Source organism: Nocardia alni, from assembly GCF_019038435.1.
Classification (GTDB): domain Bacteria; phylum Actinomycetota; class Actinomycetes; order Mycobacteriales; family Mycobacteriaceae; genus Nocardia; species Nocardia alni.
In genome coordinates, this window is record NZ_JAGPOX010000062.1 from 18,518 (window position 1) to 35,998 (window position 17,481).

Consider the following 17,481-nt stretch of genomic DNA (forward strand, 5'->3'; position numbering starts at 1 on the left):
CGAACGTAAAGGAACGAAAATGAAGATCGTAGTGGGTCGTGACGACCTCGCGGCGGCGGCGGAGGCGGCGGCCGGTGAGTCGGGAACGCCGCTGGAGCGGCTCGATATCAGCCCGGTGCACAAGGCCTCGCGCGGTTTCCTGAACGACCGGCAGCCGGACGTCTGCGAAATCGCCGTGGTGACGTTGCTGCAGGCGGCCGCCTACGGGAAACCGGTTGTGCTGCTGCCGATCACCACGCTGGCCCGGTTCCAGCACCAGACGCTGGTGACGTGCGCGGACCTCTCGGTCGGCGACGTCGAGGGCCGCAGCGTGGGCGTGCGGTCCTGGAGTCAGACCACCGGCGTCTGGATGCGGGGATTCCTCACCGAGCAGTACGGGGTCGACCTGCGCAAGGTGAACTGGATCGTGTACGAGGGCGGGCACGTCGACGAGTACACCGATCCGGAGTGGGTCAGCCGCGCGCCGGAGGGGGAGAAGCTGCAGAAGGACTTCCTCGGCGGCAAGCTCGATTACGGGATCATGGGCAACGAACTGCCCTCCGACGACCGGATCCGCACCGCCGTCCCGAACGCGTACGACGTCGCCGCGCAGTGGTCGGCAGACAAGGGCTTCGTCCCGATCAACCACATCGTCGCCGTGAGTACCGCTGCCGCACAGGAGCATTCCGCGGCGATCTGCGCCATGTACGACGCGATGAAACAGGTCACCGAGTCCGCGGGCGCGGCATCCAGTGTCGGAGAGCTGAAGTCGGTCGGCTTCGCGGGTCTGCGCGGTCCGGTCTCCCAGGCCGCCACCTACGCGCTCGAACAGCAGGTGCTGCCCCGCGCCGTCGATTTCGACGATCTGGTGGCGCAGTCCTGTGACGCCCTGGGCGTGCCGCCGTCGCGTCTCGGTGGCTGAGGGGCAACGGGGACAACGGAATTCGATCGAAAGGCAGTACATTCATGAGTAAGCTCTCCGTGGTCCTCGGCGACTATCGACACGGGCAGTCGCTGCTGGACGGCAGCGTCCAGGTGGCGGGTTACGAGGTCGAGCCCGTCAAGGTCGAGCCGGTCATCGGCGCGTACCGGCGGATGATCCGGGACCTCGAATTCGACGTGTGCGAGCTGGCGCCGACGTCGTATCTGATGGCCCGTCAGACCGGCGTGGCCCTGACCGCCATTCCGGTCTTTCTCAATCGGCGTTTCCATCACGGTGACGTCCAGTGCGGGACCGCGTCGGGGATCCGGTTCCCGAAGGATCTCGAGGGGCGGCGGGTCGGGGTCCGCGCCTACACGGTGACGACCGGCGTGTGGATGCGCGGCATCCTGCGTGAGGAGTACGGCGTCGACATCGACGCGGTGAAGTGGGTCGTCGATGACGACGACCACATCGAGGGGCGCACTCCGGACACCGTCGAGCGGGTCACGGACGGTCGTTCGCTCGGCGAACTGCTGCGCTCCGGGGACCTGGACGCCGCGTTCACCGGCAACGCCGGCACCGGCCGGGCGGGTGCGCCGCGGGCCGGTTGGGCGGCCACGCAGTCACCGGAGCAAACCGGTGACGAAGGCCCGTATCCGCTGTTCCCGGACGCCGAAGTGCTCTCCGCCGACTGGTACCTGCGCACCGGGATCTACCCGCTGCATTCGGTGATCGCGGTGCGCTCGGAGCTCGTGGACAAGGATCCGAACCTGGCGACGGCGCTGTACGCGGCGTTCGCCGAAAGCAAGCGTCGCCAGCTCGCCGCGGATCCGGAATGGTCCGCGGTGCCGCGCTTCGCCCGGCAGGCTCAGCAGATCGGCGGCGATCCGATTCCCTACGGCCTGCGGGCCAACGACGCGAGTCTGCGTGCGCTGGTGCGCTTTTCCCAGGATCAGGGCCTGCTCGACGCGGATTTCCCCGCAGACCCGAAGGACCTTTTCGCCGCCGGCGACTACCCCGACGCCTGAGTTCATACTCCTTCCAGCGCAAGGAATTCGACGCGATGGACATCATCGATACGCACTGCCACATCATCTCCCAGGACGAGAACAAATACCCGCGGGCGCCGATCGGCGGCAAGCAATCCGGTTGGGCCACAACCAGACCGGTCACCGCCGAGGGCATGGCCACCGCCATGGACGCCGCGGGCATCACCCGCTCGGTCCTGGTCCAGGCCACCACGGCCTACGGCTACGACAACTCGTACGTGCTGGACAGCTTCCGGCGTGAGCCGGACCGCTTCCTCGCGGTCGGCACATTCGACCCGTTGCAGCCGCAGGCACCCGCCCGCCTGACCGACGCCGTGGACAGCGGTTTGTCCGGAGTGCGCCTGTTCACCAGCGGCAGCACCGTACCGACCCAGGGCGAATGGTTCGCCGCCCCGGAAACGTACGAATTCTGGGAGCACGCGGGCGAACTGGGCGTCACCGTCTGCCTGCAGATGCGTCTGGGACCGGCGACGGCGCAGCTGGTGTCGCTGCTGGACCGGTTCCCCGGCGTCCGGGTGCTGCTGGACCACATCGGCTACCCCGACATCGCCGCCTCACCGGAAACGGCGGGGCAGGAGGTCGCGAAGCTGTCGCGGCATCCCGGCCTGCATCTCAAGCTCACGCACCGCAATCTGGAACCGCTGCACGCGGCCGGAGGGCGGGCGATCGAGTTCCTGCGGCCGGTGATCGACGCGTTCGGCGCCGAGCGGATCGCCTGGGGTTCGAACTGCCCGGCCGCCGAGCAGACGCTGCCCGAACTGGTCGAACTCGCGCAGACCGTCCTGGCGGTGGTGCCCGAGAAGGAGCGGGAGGAGATTTTCGCCGGGACCGCGAGGCGGCTGTACCCGGGCCTCGACGTGGCGCAATAAGCGGGCCCAGGGACCACGGTGGTCGACAGAGGCGTGGCGACCCGCCACAGCGAGATGTACGGCGAGTTGCGTGCGCAGTTGCTGGCGGGGAACTTCGAACCCGGCACGCGGCTGACCGAAGTCGACCTCACCAGGAGATTCAACGTCTCGCGGGCCACGGTGCGTTCGGTGCTGGTGCATCTGACACAGGACGGCTTCGTCACCAGCGAGGTCAATCGCGGGGTGCGGACGAGAAGTTTCTCGGTCGAGGAGGCGGCGGATATCCTCGAGGCCCGCGAGACGTTGGAATCGGCCCTGGCAGGGAAGGCCGCCGAGCGGGCGACCGACGAGGAGATTCGCGAACTGCGCGCGACGCTCGAGGCGATGAGGGACGCGCAGTCCCGCGGTGATCAGGGTGTGTACTCCAGGGGCAACCGGCGATTCCATCAGCAGATCAAGCATGCCGCCCACCAGCACACCCTGGCCCGCGCGTACGACACGCTGCTGTATCCGCTGGTCATGCGCCAGTACCGCAATATCTCCGTGCCGCACCCGCGGACCGGCTCGTTCGAGGAGCATCAGGCCATCTTCCTGGCCATTCTCACGCGCAATTCCGAGGCGGCCGCCGCCGGCATGCGTCATCACGTCGGTTCCGCCCGGCGGGCTCTGCTGCTCGGGCACGCCCTACCCGACCCTAAGATTGTTAGACAATCTGAAGGAAATACCCTTGATGCTGTGGAAGATCATGGGTAGATTGGGCTAAATCGTCAGACATTACTCTTTACCGTCATCCTGGAATGGGTGACCGGATCAGCTGCACATCGAATCCCGAGGCAACAGAGGAGTTGCTATGCCCAGAACGTTGTCCATCGCGGCGAAGTCGTATCCGCACACGGAATTCCTCGCCGAGCCGGGCCTCACGATCGAGGGTCACCCCTTCGAGTACGCGGCGGTGAATCCGATCTACAAGGCGTTCGCCCCCATGGTGCGCGAGCTCGCCTACGACGTCAGCGAAATGGCCATCGCCACGTACCTGCAGGCCCGGGAGGCCGGGGTCGCCCTGTCGCTGCTGCCCATCGTGCTCAGCGGCGACTTCCACCACCACTCGCTGACCCGCTGGCCCGGCTCGGCCGAGATCGGCCCGCGCGATCTGGTGGGCAAGCGTGTGGGTGTGCGGGCCTACAGCCAGACGACCGGCCTGTGGGTCCGCGGCATCCTGCACGAGGAGTTCGACGTCGACGCCAAGGACGTTACCTGGGTGACCGTCGAGGAGCCGCACGTCGGTGCGTATGTGGAGCCGCCGAACGTCGAGCGGACGACGGGCAAGGTGCTCGAGGTGCTCGAGCGGGGCGACGTCGTGGCGGCCGTGCTCGGTCCGCCCGCGCTGGACGGCGCGCAGGGGCCGCTGGTGCCGATCATCTCGAACTGGCGCGAGGCCGAGGAGGCGTGGGGCGAGCGGCATGGGACCGTTCCGATCAACCATATGCTGACCGTCCGGCGGGACGTCCTGGAGGCCGAGCCGCGCGCGATCGCCGCGCTCTACCGGGAACTCGGCGACCGGATCGAGGACCGCAAGGCCTCCGAGGCGCAGCCGGGGCCGCGGGTGCGCGCGCTGCGGTTCGGGGTGACCGGCGAACTGGTCGCGGGGTTGCAGGTCGCGATCTATTACGCGTTGCAGCAGAACGTTATTCGCACACCGGTGACCGTGGACGAACTGCTCGGGGACTTCACTCGCCATCTCGGCGAGCACGTCTGAGTCCTGTCGCCACTTTCACGAGGAGCCCGAATGTTCACCGTCGACACCCACACCCACATCATCTCGCCCGATACCGACACCTATCCGGCGGCCCCGCTCGGCGGTCACCGCTCCGAATGGTCCCAGGAGCGGCCGACCGACATCGACGGCCTGCTGCGCGCGGCCGACGCCGCCGAGATCGACCATCTCGTGGTCGTCCAGGCCTCCACGGTGTACGGATTCGACAACACCTACGTCGCCGACCAGCTCACCCGGTACCGTGACCGCCTCAGCGGGGTGTGCTCGGTGGACTTCCTGTCCCCGAAGGCCCTCGACGACCTGTCGCACTGGATCGACGAGCGGGGCTTCTCGGGGGTGCGCATCCGCGCCGCCGACGGCACGACGGCCGTCCCGACACCGGGCCGCGGCCTCGACGACGAACGCATGACGCCGGTCTGGCAGTTCTTGTCCGCCCGCCGGGTGCCGGTCTGCATCCAGATGCACGCCAAGCACGCGCCCATCCTCGCCGGTCTGTTGCAGCAGTACCCGGGCCTGACCGTCATCCTGGACCACGCGGGCAGGCCGGAGCTGGCGCCGGACGCCGCGCCGTACCCGAGCGCCGCCGGAGCTCCCGACCTCGAGCAGACCGGCCGGGTGTTCATCAAACTCACACCGCCGGCCCTGCTGCGCGCGCAGCGCGAGGCCGGATCGGCCGAGCCGCTGTTCGCGAAGCTGATCGAGAAGTTCGGCGCGGACCACGTGCTGTGGGGCTCGAACTTTCCGGCGTCGGCCGGGTCGCTGGCCGAGCTGGCCGAACTCGTCCGGGCGCAGCTGCCCTCGACCCTGGACGACACCGAGCGGGAGCTGATCGCCGGCGGCACCGCGCGCAAGCTCTATGGGAAAAGCTGACTGCCATGAAGCGAATCCGGCGCCGGGGCCTGCTGGCCGTCACGCTCATGGTGGTTACCGTCATCCTGGCCGCGTGCGGTGGCCCTCCGCCGGTGCCGAAGGCCGCCAACCTGGCTCAGCTGTACCAGGCGGCCAAGGCCGAAGGTGAGGTCGTCTGGTACGCGCCCAAGCCCGAGGCGCAGATGAAACCGGCCATCACTGCCTTCGAGAAGAAGTATCCCGGGATCAAGGTCGTCTACACCGACAAGAAGGCCCCCGACCTGCTCACCCAGCTCAACGTCGAACAGGCCGCGAATCGCGTCACCTTCGACGTCTCCAACGCGGGCGGGCTGACCGTCGTGCCGTCGCTGCCCATGGCCGCGAAGGTGAACTGGTCGGAGTACAAAGTGCCGGCCGATCAGATCTTCGCGGACAATCTCGTCTACGTCTGGGCCGTGCCGAAGGTGTGGGCGTACAACACCGCCGTCGCCAGCACCCCACCCACCAGCTGGAACAGCCTGCTGGATCCGCGATGGCACGGCGGAAAGCTCGGCGTCGAATCGCGCGGCTCGTTCATGACGGTGTGGGAGCTGGACCGCGCGCTGGGCGAGAAGGCCGGTTTACGCTTCAGCTCCCAACTGACGCGCCAGCAACCGCATTACACCGACAATACGACCGAGGCCCACGCTCTCATCGTGTCCGGCCAGACGCCGGTCGGCACGGATCTGATCAACCTCGTGCTGGAGGATCAGGCGAAGGGCGCGCCGGTCGCGGTGGCGCCGGTGGGCCCGACGAACGCCAACGAGTCCTATCTGTTCGTGGCCCAGGGCGCACCGCATCCGGCGGCCGGTCGGCTGCTCACCGCCTTCCTCGCCTCGGCGCAGGGGCAGGCCGCGCTCGCCCCGAGCTACAACTCGATCATCCCCACCAACACCGACTGCACGAAGGCCGCCACGAACCGGGTCGTCGGCGCATTGTGCAAGGCCGGCGTCCAATGGGTCAGCGAGACCGATATCAATCAGTACAAAGAGTTCTCGAAGTTCTTCCCGAAGGTCGAACACGCCTTGGGCACCACGGTCAATTGACGGCCGTGACCGTTGCACCGCGTATTGCTGCGGCCGGCCGATATTCATTCACCCTTGGAGACCTGAGCGATGCAGACGGACACGATGCGGATCGACACAGTGCAACCCCCCGCGCCGACTCCAGACATACCCCCGCACCGCCGTGACCGCCTCCTGGTCGCGGTGAACATCGCCATCGGCGCGATCATCGCCTATCTGGTGATCGTCCCCCTGGCCATGCTGTTGTTCAGCAGCTTCAAGAACAGCAAGATGAAGCTGCCGTTCCAGGTTCCCGGCTTCACGCTGGACAATTTCGCCAAGATCTTCACCTCGCAGCGGTTCGGCGAGGTGACGGTCAACTCGCTGATATTCGTGGTCGGCGCCGTCGTGCTGGCGCTGATCATCAGCGTCAGCCTGGCCTATCTGTTCGAGCGGACCGACCTTCCGGGGCGTCGCGTTCTGGCCCCCAGCGCGCTGGCTCCCATGGCGGTTCCCGCCACCGTCATGGCGGTCGCGTGGATGCTCGCCGCCAACCCCACCAATGGCCCGATCGCCATTCTGATCCAGAAGATCTTCGGCGTCACCGTCGATATCTATTCGCTGCCGGGAATGATTCTGGTGGCGGGCATCTTCGGTGTGCCGAGTATGTATCTGATGCTGGCGCCGACCTTCGCCCGGCTGAATCTGGAATTCGAGGAGGCCGCGGCCAGTTCGGGCGCGGGATGGCTGACCCGGACCCGCAAGATCGTCCTGCCGCTCACCATGCCCGGCATCACGGCCGCGAGCATGCTGCTCATTGTCATTGCGCTGGAAGAGTTCTCGATTCCGGCCATCCTGGGGATGCCGCATCAGATCTTCGTGTTCAGCAGTCTGGTCCAGGACGCCCTGCAGCCACCGTCGGGCATTCCCGACTACGGCCGGGCCAGCGCCTACGGCATCCTGCTGGTCCTGGTGTCGCTGGTGATGATCTCGGTCTACCGTCGGCAGACCCGGGAATCGCACCGGTTCCGCGTGGTCGGCGGCAAAGGGTATCGCTCCACGCCGATACGGTTGGGGCGCTGGCGGTTTCCGTTGTGCGCCATGGTGTCGCTGTACGTCCTCGTGGCGATCGTGCTGCCGATCCTGGCATTGGTGTGGACGAGCCTGACCCCGTTCCTGCAACCGATCAGCCTGCACAACTTCCGCTCGCTGACGTGGTCGAATTACACCGCGATTTTCACCAATTCCAGTTCGAGCCAGGCGGTCGTCAACACCCTGGCGGTCAGCCTGATCACCGCGACGGCGACCGCCGCGCTTGCCCTCTGGCTGGCGATAGCCTCGACCCGGGGTAATCGCTTCGGCCGGTGGCTGTTCGATCTGTCGTTCCTGGTCTTCGGAATTCCCGGTGTCGTGCTGGGTATGGCGGTGCTGTTCCTGTACGTCTATGTACCCATCCGGGTGTACGGGACGATCTGGATCATCATCATCGCGCTGACGACCCGGTACATTCCGCGCGGCTCGCGGATGATTCAAACGGCACTGCTACAGCTCGATCCGGGACTCGAGGAAGTGGGCCGCGTCAGCGGTGCGTCCAATGCCGTGGTGCTGCGGCGGGTGGTATTCCCGCTCGTGGCTCCCGCGGTGTCGCGTGCCTGGCTGTCGGTGTTCACCAACGCCCTCGGCGAACTGCCCATCGCGCTGCTGCTGTCCAGCGACGGCAATCGCACGATCGCCGTACAGCTCTGGGACCTGATCGGTGAGAACGCGAATTATCCCGAGGCCAGCGCCCTCTCGGTCCTTCTCCTCGTGGTTTCCGCCGTGGCCATCGGGTGGATCAACCGTCGTGGCGGCCAACAACACATCTGAGGTGTATTCGAAGTGCAGCACAATGTAGGAAGCCATTCGGTCGAGGTCATCGACCTGAAAAAGCAATTCACCAACAAGCAGACCGGTGCGGTCAATCGGGTCATCGACAATGTCAGCTTCACCGTCTCCGAGAACAGCTTTTTCACGCTGCTGGGACCGAGTGGATGCGGGAAGACGACCACGTTGCGGTGCCTGGCGGGACTGGAGACCGCCGACGGCGGGGAGATCCGGATGAACGGCCGGAGCGTCTTCTCGGGCGAGCCGCGTCGCGACATTCCGCCCGAGGCCCGGCCGATCGCGATGGTGCCGCAGTCCTACGGGATCTGGCCGCATATGAAGGTGTTCGACAACGCCGCGTTCCCGCTGCGCCACGGCCGCAAGACCTACCCCCGCGACGAGCGCCGCCGTCGCGTCCTGGCGATGCTGGAGCAGGTGGGGCTCGCGGATTACGCGGATCGATGGTCCTCGCAGCTCAGCGGCGGCCAGCAGCAGCGGCTCGCGCTGGCTCGCGCCCTGCTGTGCGAGCCGGAGGTGCTGCTGCTGGACGAACCGCTGTCGAACCTGGACGCGAAGCTGCGGACCCAGCTGCGCGCGGAGTTGCGCTCGTTCCAGCAGGACGCCGGGGTCACCGCCGTCTACGTCACGCACGACCAGGCCGAGGCCCTGGCCATGTCCGACACGATCGTCGTGCTCAACCGCGGCCGCATCGAACAGATCGGGCCGCCCGGCACGATCTACGATTCGCCGGCGTCGCGGTTCGTGGCCGACTTCGTCGGAAGCGCCAATCTCGTTGCCGGAGTGGTCGATGCGCGTGCCGGCCTCGGTGATCGGGTGGTCGAGGTCAAGACCGCGGTCGGAGTGCTGCGGTGTGCGCGTTTCGCGACGCCGCCCGCACCGCCGAGCGCGGGCCAAGAGGTGTCGGTGTGCATCCGGCCGGAGAACCTGCGCATCTTCACCTCCGACGACCCTGCCGCGGGCCACAACCGGTTCCCGGCGCGGGTGACGAGCGTCGAATACCTGGGCGATCGCAAGGAAGTGCACGTCGCGGCGGGTGATCTCACACTTCGCGCACAGGCCGACGCGCACCTGGACGCACGCCCGGGTGATGAGGTCACCGTCGCCTCGGACCCGGCGTGGACGGTCGCCCTGTGGTCGTGACGACGACCGCCTAGCAGGACAGAGGCCCCGAGGGCGCGTCGTCGGGGGCGGTGATGTTCAGTTGCAGCGCCCGTCTCACCGCCGACAGGTGATGCCGCATCGCCGCTCCGGCGGCCTCGGGGTTGTGGGTGACGATCGCGGCGAGGATCGCCTCGTGCTCCTGCACCGACTCGGGGCGCGGCGCGACACTGGCCTCGTCCCGGTACTGCCGGAAAACGAGGGGGTAGAGCAGGCTGTCGACGAACCGGGTCAGCGTGGCCTGGCGAGCGGACCGTTTGACCTGTTCGTGGAATGTGCGATTGAGATTCCAGTACTCCTCGCGCCCACCGGGAACCTGCCAGTCCCACATGCGCTCACACGTTTGTTTCATCTCGGCGATTTCCGCGTCGGTTGCCCGTTCGGCGGCCTTGGCCGCGAGCGCCGATTCCAGCACGGCCCGGCTCTCCAGAATCTCCACCGCCTCGTCCACCGAGAACGAGCGGGTTCGTACGCCGCGATTCGCCTCCGCGGTCACGTAGCCCTCTTGTGTCAGGCGTGCGAGCACCGAACGAATGGTGGGGCGCGAGACCTGCAGCTGCGTGGTCAACTCCGACTCGGTCAGACGTGAATCCGGCTCGTAATGGCCGGACAGAATCAGCCCGCGCAGTTCCTGATACGCCTGCGAGGTTCTGTTGCCGCCTGAACCGGTCGTATCGCCTCGACCATTCTCCACGCCTGACAGCATGTCTTGTCACCTAGCCGGGATCTCGTAGAATTCGATGGGCGCCGCATCAGCTGCAGGCAGACGGCAATAATAACATCGAGGGCCGTCGTGGAGCCCAAGCCATCCCGGGCCAGCGGGGCGTATTCGTAGTTGCTCAATGATAGCCATGGGTGGCGCTCCGGAAGGCGTCACCGGAGATGGCATAGGTGCCGGAAGATGTCGAACCGGTCCCTGTCGGGTTTCTGCGCGGATTGGGATCAGTATGAGATTAATTCGGATGCAAAGGGTTTTCGGCCGGTTATGCATGGGTTTCCGTCATTCGGCGGGCGATCTGGTTGTCCCTCAATGAATGCTGTGTCCACTCGGAGGTGGGCGCGGGCCGACTCTTCCGGATCTCTGTTGTGCTGCTGAATGTTTCGAGTCTGTCGAGGAGTCCGGCGCGTCGCGGATAGGGGCTGCTGTGAGAAGAGTCACGTCCGCCTTCCACGGTTCCGAGGGGGCCTGGGGCCGGGCGTACGGTGAGATAGCGGAACTTGTTGTTGTCCGCAACTAAAGGTTTTGTCGCACTGTCCGCTCGTTGTGGTTGGAGGTTGTGATGGATGAACGAAAAGCAGGACGAATCGCCGATCTGGTGGCCCGGGATACCCAATTCGCCGCGGCTCGATCCGATCCGGCGATCACCGCTCGTGTCGAAGACCCGGATCTACCGCTGCCGGGTGTGCTCAGCCTCCTGCTGACCGAGTACGCGTCCCGGCCGGCGCTGGGGGCGCGGGCCGTCGAGATCGTGTCCGACCCGGAGTCCGGGCGCGCCGTGCCGCGGCTGCTACCGAGGTTCGAGACGATCACCTACGGGGAGCTGGGGGAGTGGGTCACCGCGGTGACCCGGGGGCTGGAACCGTTCGTGTCACAGGATGACCGGGTCGCCGTATTGGGTTTCACCAGTGTGGAATACACGGTCGTCGATCTCGCCCTGATGTATCTCGGGGCGATGGCGGTGCCCCTGCAGTCCAGCGCCGCCTCGGCGCAACTGGAGCCGATCGTGTCCGAGACCCGCCCGGGTGTCATCGCGTCGAGCATCGACAATCTTTCCGACGCTGTGGATCTCGCGCTGGCAGGGCACGGCGTCACCCGTGTGGTGGTGTTCGACTACCTGCCCGAGGCCGACGCCCACCGCGAGGCATTCGACGCGGCCGCGGAGCGTCTGGCTCGTGCGGGCGGTTCGATAATCCTGGAAACCCTTGCGGCCGTGCGGGAGCGGGGAGCCGCGGGGGCCGTCGCCAAGCGCGGGAGCGACGGCGAGCGCGTGGCATTGCTGGTCTACACCTCCGGCAGTACGGGCGCCCCGAAGGGCGCGATGTACACCGAGCGTCTGGTCGCCGGCCTGTGGCGAGGTGGCTTCGGCTTCGACGACGAGGATCACTCGCCTGGTCCCTGGATCACCCTGAACTTCATGCCGATGAGCCATCTCATGGGCCGGGTGACGCTCTATGGAACCCTGCGGCACGGCGGAATCGCGTATTTCGGCGCCAGCAGCGATATGTCGACCTTGCTGGAGGACCTGGCGCTGGTCCGCCCGACCCAACTGCACTTCGTGCCGCGGGTGTGGGAGCTGCTCTACCAGGAGTACCAGCGCGTGCTGGACCGATCGGACACGTCCGAGACGGCGTTGTCGGAGATACGGCAGAACGTGGTGGGTGGTCGCGCGATCTCGGGATTGACCGGTTCCGCGCCGATCTCGGACGACGTGCGCGGCTTCGTCGAGCAGATGCTGGATATGGAGCTGACCGAGGGGTACGGGTCGACGGAGATCGGTGGCGTCATCATCGACGGCCGGATCAACCGGCCGCCGGTGCTGGACTACAAACTGGCCGACGTTCCCGAACTCGGATATTTCAGTACGGATCGGCCCTATCCACGCGGTGAACTGCTGCTCAAATCGGCGGGCGTATTCGCCGGGTACTACGAGCGGCCCGAGACGACCGCCTCGGTATTCGATTCGGACGGCTTCTACCGTACCGGGGACATCTTCGCCGAGGTCGGCCACGAGGAACTGCGGTATCTCGATCGCCGTAACAACGTGCTGAAGCTGTCGCAGGGCGAGTTCGTGACGGTCTCGAAGCTGGAGGCCGCGTTCTCCGCCAGCCCGGCGATCGATCAGATCTACGTGTACGGCAACAGCACTCGCGCCTATCTGCTCGCGGTGGTCGTGCCCGCCGCCGAGACGCTGACTGCCGCCGGCGGCGACACCGCGGCGGTGAAATCGTCGGTGACCGAGGCGTTTCGGGCGGTGGCGGCCGAAGCCGGGCTGCAATCGTTCGAAGTGCCGCGTGAATTCCTCATCGAGACAACGCCCTTCACGCTGGAGAACGGCCTGCTGACCGGTATTCGCAAACTCGCGCGGCCGAAGTTGAAGCAGCGCTACGCCGATCGGCTCGAACAGCTGTACAGGGAGCAGGACGAGGGACAGGCCGCCGAACTGCGGGCGCTGAAGCAGGATGCCGCCGGACGACCGACGCTGGAAACGGTCACGCGGGTGGCCGCGGCGCTGCTCGGGATCGCCGCCGCCGATGTCGCGCCGGATGCGCACTTCACCGATCTCGGCGGGGATTCACTGTCCGGCTTGACATTCGGCAGCACCCTGGGCGAGATATTCGGCGTCGAGGTGCCGGTCGGGGTGATCGTCGGTCCCGCCGCGGATCTGCGCTTCCTGGCCGGTTACATCGAGCAGGAAGCCGCGGGCGGTGGCACCCGGCCTACTTTCACCCGCGTGCACGGTTCGGGCGCGACCGAGATCCAGGCCGCGGAGCTGACGCTGGACAAGTTCATCGACCGATCCCTGCTCGACGCGGCGCCGGCGCTGCCCCGCGCGACAGGACCGGTGAAGACGGTCCTGCTGACCGGTTCGACCGGCTTCCTCGGACGTTTCCTCGCGCTGGAGTGGCTCGAACGCGTATCCGCCGTCGACGGAACCCTCGTCTGCGTGGTCCGCGCGTCGGACGACAAGGCGGCGCAGGAACGCCTGGATTCGGTGTTCGACACCGGCGATCCCGAGTTGTGGGTACGCTACCGGCAGTTGGCGGACAAGCATCTGCGGGTCGTCGCCGGTGACAAGGGCGAGACGAACCTCGGCCTGTCGCAGGAGACCTGGCAGCGACTCGCGGACACCGTCGATCTGATCGTCGACCCCGCGGCGCTGGTCAACCACGTACTGCCCTACAGCGAGCTGTTCGGGCCCAATGTCGTCGGTACCGCCGAGCTGATCCGGCTGGCGTTGACCAGCAAGATCAAGACGTTCGACTATGTGTCGACGCTCGGCGTCGGCGGCCAAGTGGATCCGTCGGCATTCGTCGAGGACGCCGACATCCGGAAGATCAGCGGCACTCGCGTGCTCGACGACAGTTACGCCAACGGCTACTCCAACAGTAAATGGGCCGGGGAGGTGCTGCTGCGGGAGGCGCACGAGCTGTACGACCTGCCGGTGAGCGTGTTCCGGTGCGACATGATCCTGGTCGACGGCTCCTACGTCGGCCAGCTCAACGTCCCGGACATGTTCACCCGGTTGATGCTCAGCCTGGTGGCCACGGGAATAGCGCCTGGGTCGTTCTACGAACTCGACGCCTCCGGTGGCCGGCAGCGGGCCCACTACGACGGCCTGCCGGTCGATTTCATCGCCACGGCGGTCGCCGAGTTGGGTGTGCGAGAAGGGTTCTCGACCTATCATGTGATGAACCCGCACGACGACGGAATCGGCCTGGACGAATACATCGACTGGCTCGTCGAGGCCGGGTACTCGATTCAGCGGATCGACGACTATGCCGAATGGGTCCGGCAATTCGAGACCAAACTGCGCGCGCTGCCCGAGCGGCAGCGCAAGCACTCGTTGCTGCCGCTGCTGCACAACTACCAGAAGCCCGAGCGGCCGGGGAACGGTGGCATGGCCGCCACCGCCGATCGGTTCCGTTCGGCGGTCCAGGAGGCCGAGATCGGCGCGGACAAGGACATACCGCACGTCGGCCGGGCGACGATCGTCAAATACATCACCAACCTGGAGCATCTGAAGCTGCTCTGAGGCGCCCCCCGTCCCGGCAGGCCGAGGTCGCTCCCACTGACCGGGAGCGACCTCGGCCGATGTGATTGACAGCACATCGCGGGCGTGTCACCGTGGCGAGGCTCGGATCGTGGGTGGATGGGAGTCGCGTCATGGGGTTTCTCGAGCCGGAATTGCCGGTGGTGGATATGGGGGAGTGGAGCAAGGGCACGCGGGGGCAGAAGATCGCGCCGATGGCCCGGCACTGGGCGGATGTCGGGTTCGGGACGCCGATGGTGCTGCATCTGTTCTATGTCGTGAAGATCCTGGCGTACATTGTGGTCGGCTGGCTGATCATGCTGTCCACCAAGGGAATCGGGTTCCTGGATGTCGGCCGGTGGTGGTCGGAGCCGATCGTTTTCCAGAAGGTGGTGCTGTACACGCTGCTGTTCGAGGTGATCGGGCTCGGCTGCGGATTCGGGCCGCTCAACAACCGGTACCTCCCGCCCATGGGGTCGATCCTGTACTGGTTGCGGCCCAAGACCATTCGGCTGCCACCGTGGCCGCGGTGGGTGCCGCTGACCGCCGGGACCGCGCGCACGCCGGTCGATGTCGTGCTGTACGCCGCGCTGTTGCTGGCCACGGTGGTGGCGCTGGGCTCCGACGGGACCGGGCCGATGCCCGCGCTGCACACCACCATCGGACTGTTGCCGACGTGGAAGGTCGTGCTGATCCTGGTGCTGCTCGCGCTGATCGGGTTGCGCGACAAGACGGTCTTCCTGGCCGCGCGCGGTGAGGTGTACGCCCCGATGACCCTCGCCTTCCTGTTCGGCGCGGACTGTCTGGTCGCGGCGAAGCTGGTGTTCATGGTGATCTGGATGGGCGCGGCGGTCTCCAAGCTGAACGTGCACTTCCCGTTCGTCATCTCGACCATGATGTCCAATAATCCGCTGATCCGGCGAAAAGCGTTGAAGCGCATGTTCTTCGAGAAATTCCCGGAGGATCTGCGGCCGGGCCGCGCGTCCCGGATCGTCGCGCACGTGGCCACCGCGGTGGAGCTGTGCGTGCCGCTCGTGCTGTTCTTCACGCACGGCGGCGTGCCTACGGCGATCGCGGCCACGGTGATGGTGCTCTTCCACCTGGGCATCCTGACCGCGATTCCGATGGGCGTGCCGCTGGAGTGGAACGTCTTCATGATCTTCGGGGTGCTGAGCCTGTTCGTGGCGCATGCCGAGCGCGGGCTGTCCGGGCTCGCGCATCCGGTGCCGGTGGCGTTGCTGTTCGTGGTGGTCGCGGGTGTCGTCGTCGCGGGAAACCTTTTCCCCCGGGCGATTTCGTTCCTGCCGGGTATGCGGTATTACGCGGGGAACTGGGATACCACGCTGTGGTGTGTGAAACCCTCGGCGGCGGCGAAGATCGACGCGAACGTCGTCGCGATCGCGAGCATGCCCCAGGCGCAGATCGAGCGAATCTACGGCGCGGACCGCGTGCCGCTGCTGATATACCTCGGCTACGCCTTCCGCGCCATGAACACGCACGGTCGCGCCCTGTTCACCCTCGCGCACCGCGCGATGGCAGATGGCAACGAGGAGGACTATACGATCACCGACGGCGAGCGCATCTGCAGCACCGCGATCGGCTGGAACTTCGGCGACGGCCACATGCACAACGAGCAACTGATCGCCGCCCTGCAGGAGCGCTGCGGCTTCGAGCCGGGCGAGGTGCGTGTGGTGCTCCTGGACGCCCAGCCCATCCAGCATCAGACCCAGCGCTATCGCCTGGTCGACGCCGCGACCGGTGAATTCGAGAGCGGCTACCTCCGCGTCGCCGATATGGCGACCAGTCAGCCCTGGGCCGACGATCTACCGGTGCACGTAACGCCTGCCTGAGAGGCGTCATCACGGCCTCGGCACACCCTGGGTTACACCGATGTGAGGAGTGCGTTGCGGGTTTCGTCATTTCCTTGCGGGGTTTGACGATTCGGGCAATCATCCAAGACCTACCCGGTGCTTCCTGCCGGGGGTCGTTCAGGAGGCCGTGATGGCACTGCATGAGGATGCTTCCTCGCTCACCTCCGATCTCGTTGCGCTCCGGCATGATCTGCATCGGAGACCCGAGGTCGGCCTGACCCTCCCGCACACCCAGGAGCGGGTGCTGACCGAACTGGATTCGCTGCCGCTGGAGGTCGGTACGGGCACGGCGCTCAGTTCGGTGATCGCGGTGCTGCGCGGCCGTCCGGGTGGCCCGGCGGTGCTGCTGCGCGGCGATATGGACGGGCTGCCGGTCAGCGAGCGCACGGGACTCGACTACGCGTCCCGGACCGGCGACACCATGCATGCCTGCGGTCACGATATGCACGTCACGATGCTGGTCGGCGCCGCTCGACTGCTCTGCGGGCAGCGCGAAAAGCTTTCCGGGGACGTCGTTTTCATGTTTCAGCCGGGCGAGGAGGGTTACGACGGCGCGGGCAAGATGATCGCCGAGGGCGTCCTGGACGCCGCCGGGCAGCGCGTCGTGGGAGCCTACGGACTGCACGTGTCGTCGTCGAATGTGCCCCATGGCGTGTTCACCTCCCGGCCCGGTCCGATGCTGGCCGCCTCGGACCGGCTGATCGTCACCGTGCGCGGTGCGGGCGGGCACGGTTCCGCGCCGTTTCGCGCCAAGGATCCGGTCCCGGCCATGGCCGAGATGATCACCGCCCTGCAGACCACGATCACCCGCACCTTCAACGTCTTCGATCCGGTGGTGCTGACCGTCGGCGTGGTGCACGCGGGCACCCGGCACAACATCATTCCCGACGACGCGCATTTCGAGGGGACCATCCGCACCTTCTCCGAGGCGAACCGGGAAAAGGCCGAGGAGGTGGTGGTGCGGTTGATCCGGAATGTGGCCCTCGCGCACGGGCTGGAGGTGGACGTGGAGTATGAACGGGAATATCCGGTAACCGAAACCGACGCCGCCGAAACCGAATTCCTGGCCGCGACCGTCGCCGACGTCTTCGGTGGCGAACGTTTCGAGCCGATGATCAACCCGATCACCGGGGCCGAGGACTTCTCCCGCGTATTGGCCGCGGTGCCGGGCAGTTTCGCCATGCTCGGCGCGGTACCGCCCGGCCTCGACCCGGCCACCGCCGCGTACAACCATTCCCCGAACGCGCAATTCGACGACGCCGTGCTGCCCTCGGGAGCCGAGCTGCTGGCCGAACTCGCCATCCGCCGGTTGGAACGCGAGGTCGCGCATGTCTAGGCATGGCCTGCGTCCGT

General features: G+C 66.6%; 13 protein-coding genes. 12 read left to right on the forward strand and 1 reads right to left on the reverse strand.

From position 1 onward, the window contains the following. Nucleotides 1-19 precede the first annotated feature (19 nt). From JZ791_RS23005 to JZ791_RS23045, 9 genes are all read left to right on the forward strand, one after another. Entirely contained in the window at nt 20-901 is an 882-nt protein-coding gene (locus JZ791_RS23005; RefSeq protein ID WP_216897271.1) for a hypothetical protein, read from the forward strand. A gap of 44 nt (nt 902-945) precedes the next feature. Continuing rightward, nucleotides 946-1,929, forward strand: coding sequence for a substrate-binding domain-containing protein (locus JZ791_RS23010; RefSeq protein WP_216897272.1), 984 nt, complete (start codon nt 946-948; stop codon nt 1,927-1,929). Nucleotides 1,930-1,964: 35 nt separating this feature from the next. Beyond that, a complete protein-coding gene (locus JZ791_RS23015) occupies nt 1,965-2,819 on the forward strand; it encodes an amidohydrolase family protein (protein WP_216897273.1) in 855 nt (284 codons plus the stop codon). Nucleotides 2,820-2,837: 18 nt separating this feature from the next. Continuing rightward, nucleotides 2,838-3,551, forward strand: a complete 714-nt coding sequence (locus JZ791_RS23020; protein ID WP_308163047.1) for a GntR family transcriptional regulator — start codon at nt 2,838-2,840, stop codon at nt 3,549-3,551. A gap of 97 nt (nt 3,552-3,648) precedes the next feature. Continuing rightward, the gene (locus JZ791_RS23025) at nt 3,649-4,554 is read left to right on the forward strand and encodes a substrate-binding domain-containing protein (RefSeq protein ID WP_216897274.1); all 906 of its coding nucleotides are present in this window, start codon (nt 3,649-3,651) and stop codon (nt 4,552-4,554) included. A 30-nt stretch (nt 4,555-4,584) separates the two neighbouring features. After that, nucleotides 4,585-5,442: an amidohydrolase family protein gene (locus tag JZ791_RS23030; protein ID WP_216897275.1), complete on the forward strand. Its 858-nt coding sequence runs from the start codon at nt 4,585-4,587 to the stop codon at nt 5,440-5,442. Nucleotides 5,443-5,447: 5 nt separating this feature from the next. Next, nucleotides 5,448-6,506: an ABC transporter substrate-binding protein gene (locus JZ791_RS23035; RefSeq protein ID WP_254206163.1), complete on the forward strand. Its 1,059-nt coding sequence runs from the start codon at nt 5,448-5,450 to the stop codon at nt 6,504-6,506. Nucleotides 6,507-6,575: 69 nt separating this feature from the next. Then, on the forward strand, nt 6,576-8,330 hold the full coding sequence (locus tag JZ791_RS23040) for an ABC transporter permease (RefSeq protein WP_216897276.1): 1,755 nt from the start codon (nt 6,576-6,578) through the stop codon (nt 8,328-8,330). A 12-nt stretch (nt 8,331-8,342) separates the two neighbouring features. Continuing rightward, nucleotides 8,343-9,488 (forward strand): ABC transporter ATP-binding protein, encoded by a 1,146-nt coding sequence (locus JZ791_RS23045; protein ID WP_308163048.1) that lies wholly within the window; start codon nt 8,343-8,345, stop codon nt 9,486-9,488. Between the two features lie 10 nt (nt 9,489-9,498). On the opposite strand, the gene JZ791_RS23050 is transcribed toward JZ791_RS23045, so the two are convergent. Further along, nucleotides 9,499-10,200 (reverse strand): GntR family transcriptional regulator, encoded by a 702-nt coding sequence (locus JZ791_RS23050; protein WP_308163049.1) that lies wholly within the window; start codon nt 10,198-10,200, stop codon nt 9,499-9,501. Nucleotides 10,201-10,786: 586 nt separating this feature from the next. On the opposite strand from JZ791_RS23050, the gene car reads away from it, so the two are divergent. The 3 genes from car to JZ791_RS23065 all read left to right on the forward strand — a co-directional run bounded on the left by car (nt 10,787) and on the right by JZ791_RS23065 (nt 17,464). Continuing rightward, a complete protein-coding gene (car, locus tag JZ791_RS23055; protein WP_216897278.1) occupies nt 10,787-14,260 on the forward strand; it encodes a carboxylic acid reductase in 3,474 nt (1,157 codons plus the stop codon). 131 nt (nt 14,261-14,391) lie between these two features. Further along, on the forward strand, nt 14,392-16,107 hold the full coding sequence (locus JZ791_RS23060; protein WP_216897279.1) for a DUF3556 domain-containing protein: 1,716 nt from the start codon (nt 14,392-14,394) through the stop codon (nt 16,105-16,107). Nucleotides 16,108-16,258: 151 nt separating this feature from the next. Further along, nucleotides 16,259-17,464, forward strand: a complete 1,206-nt coding sequence (locus JZ791_RS23065) for a M20 metallopeptidase family protein (protein WP_216897280.1) — start codon at nt 16,259-16,261, stop codon at nt 17,462-17,464. Nucleotides 17,465-17,481 lie beyond the last annotated feature (17 nt).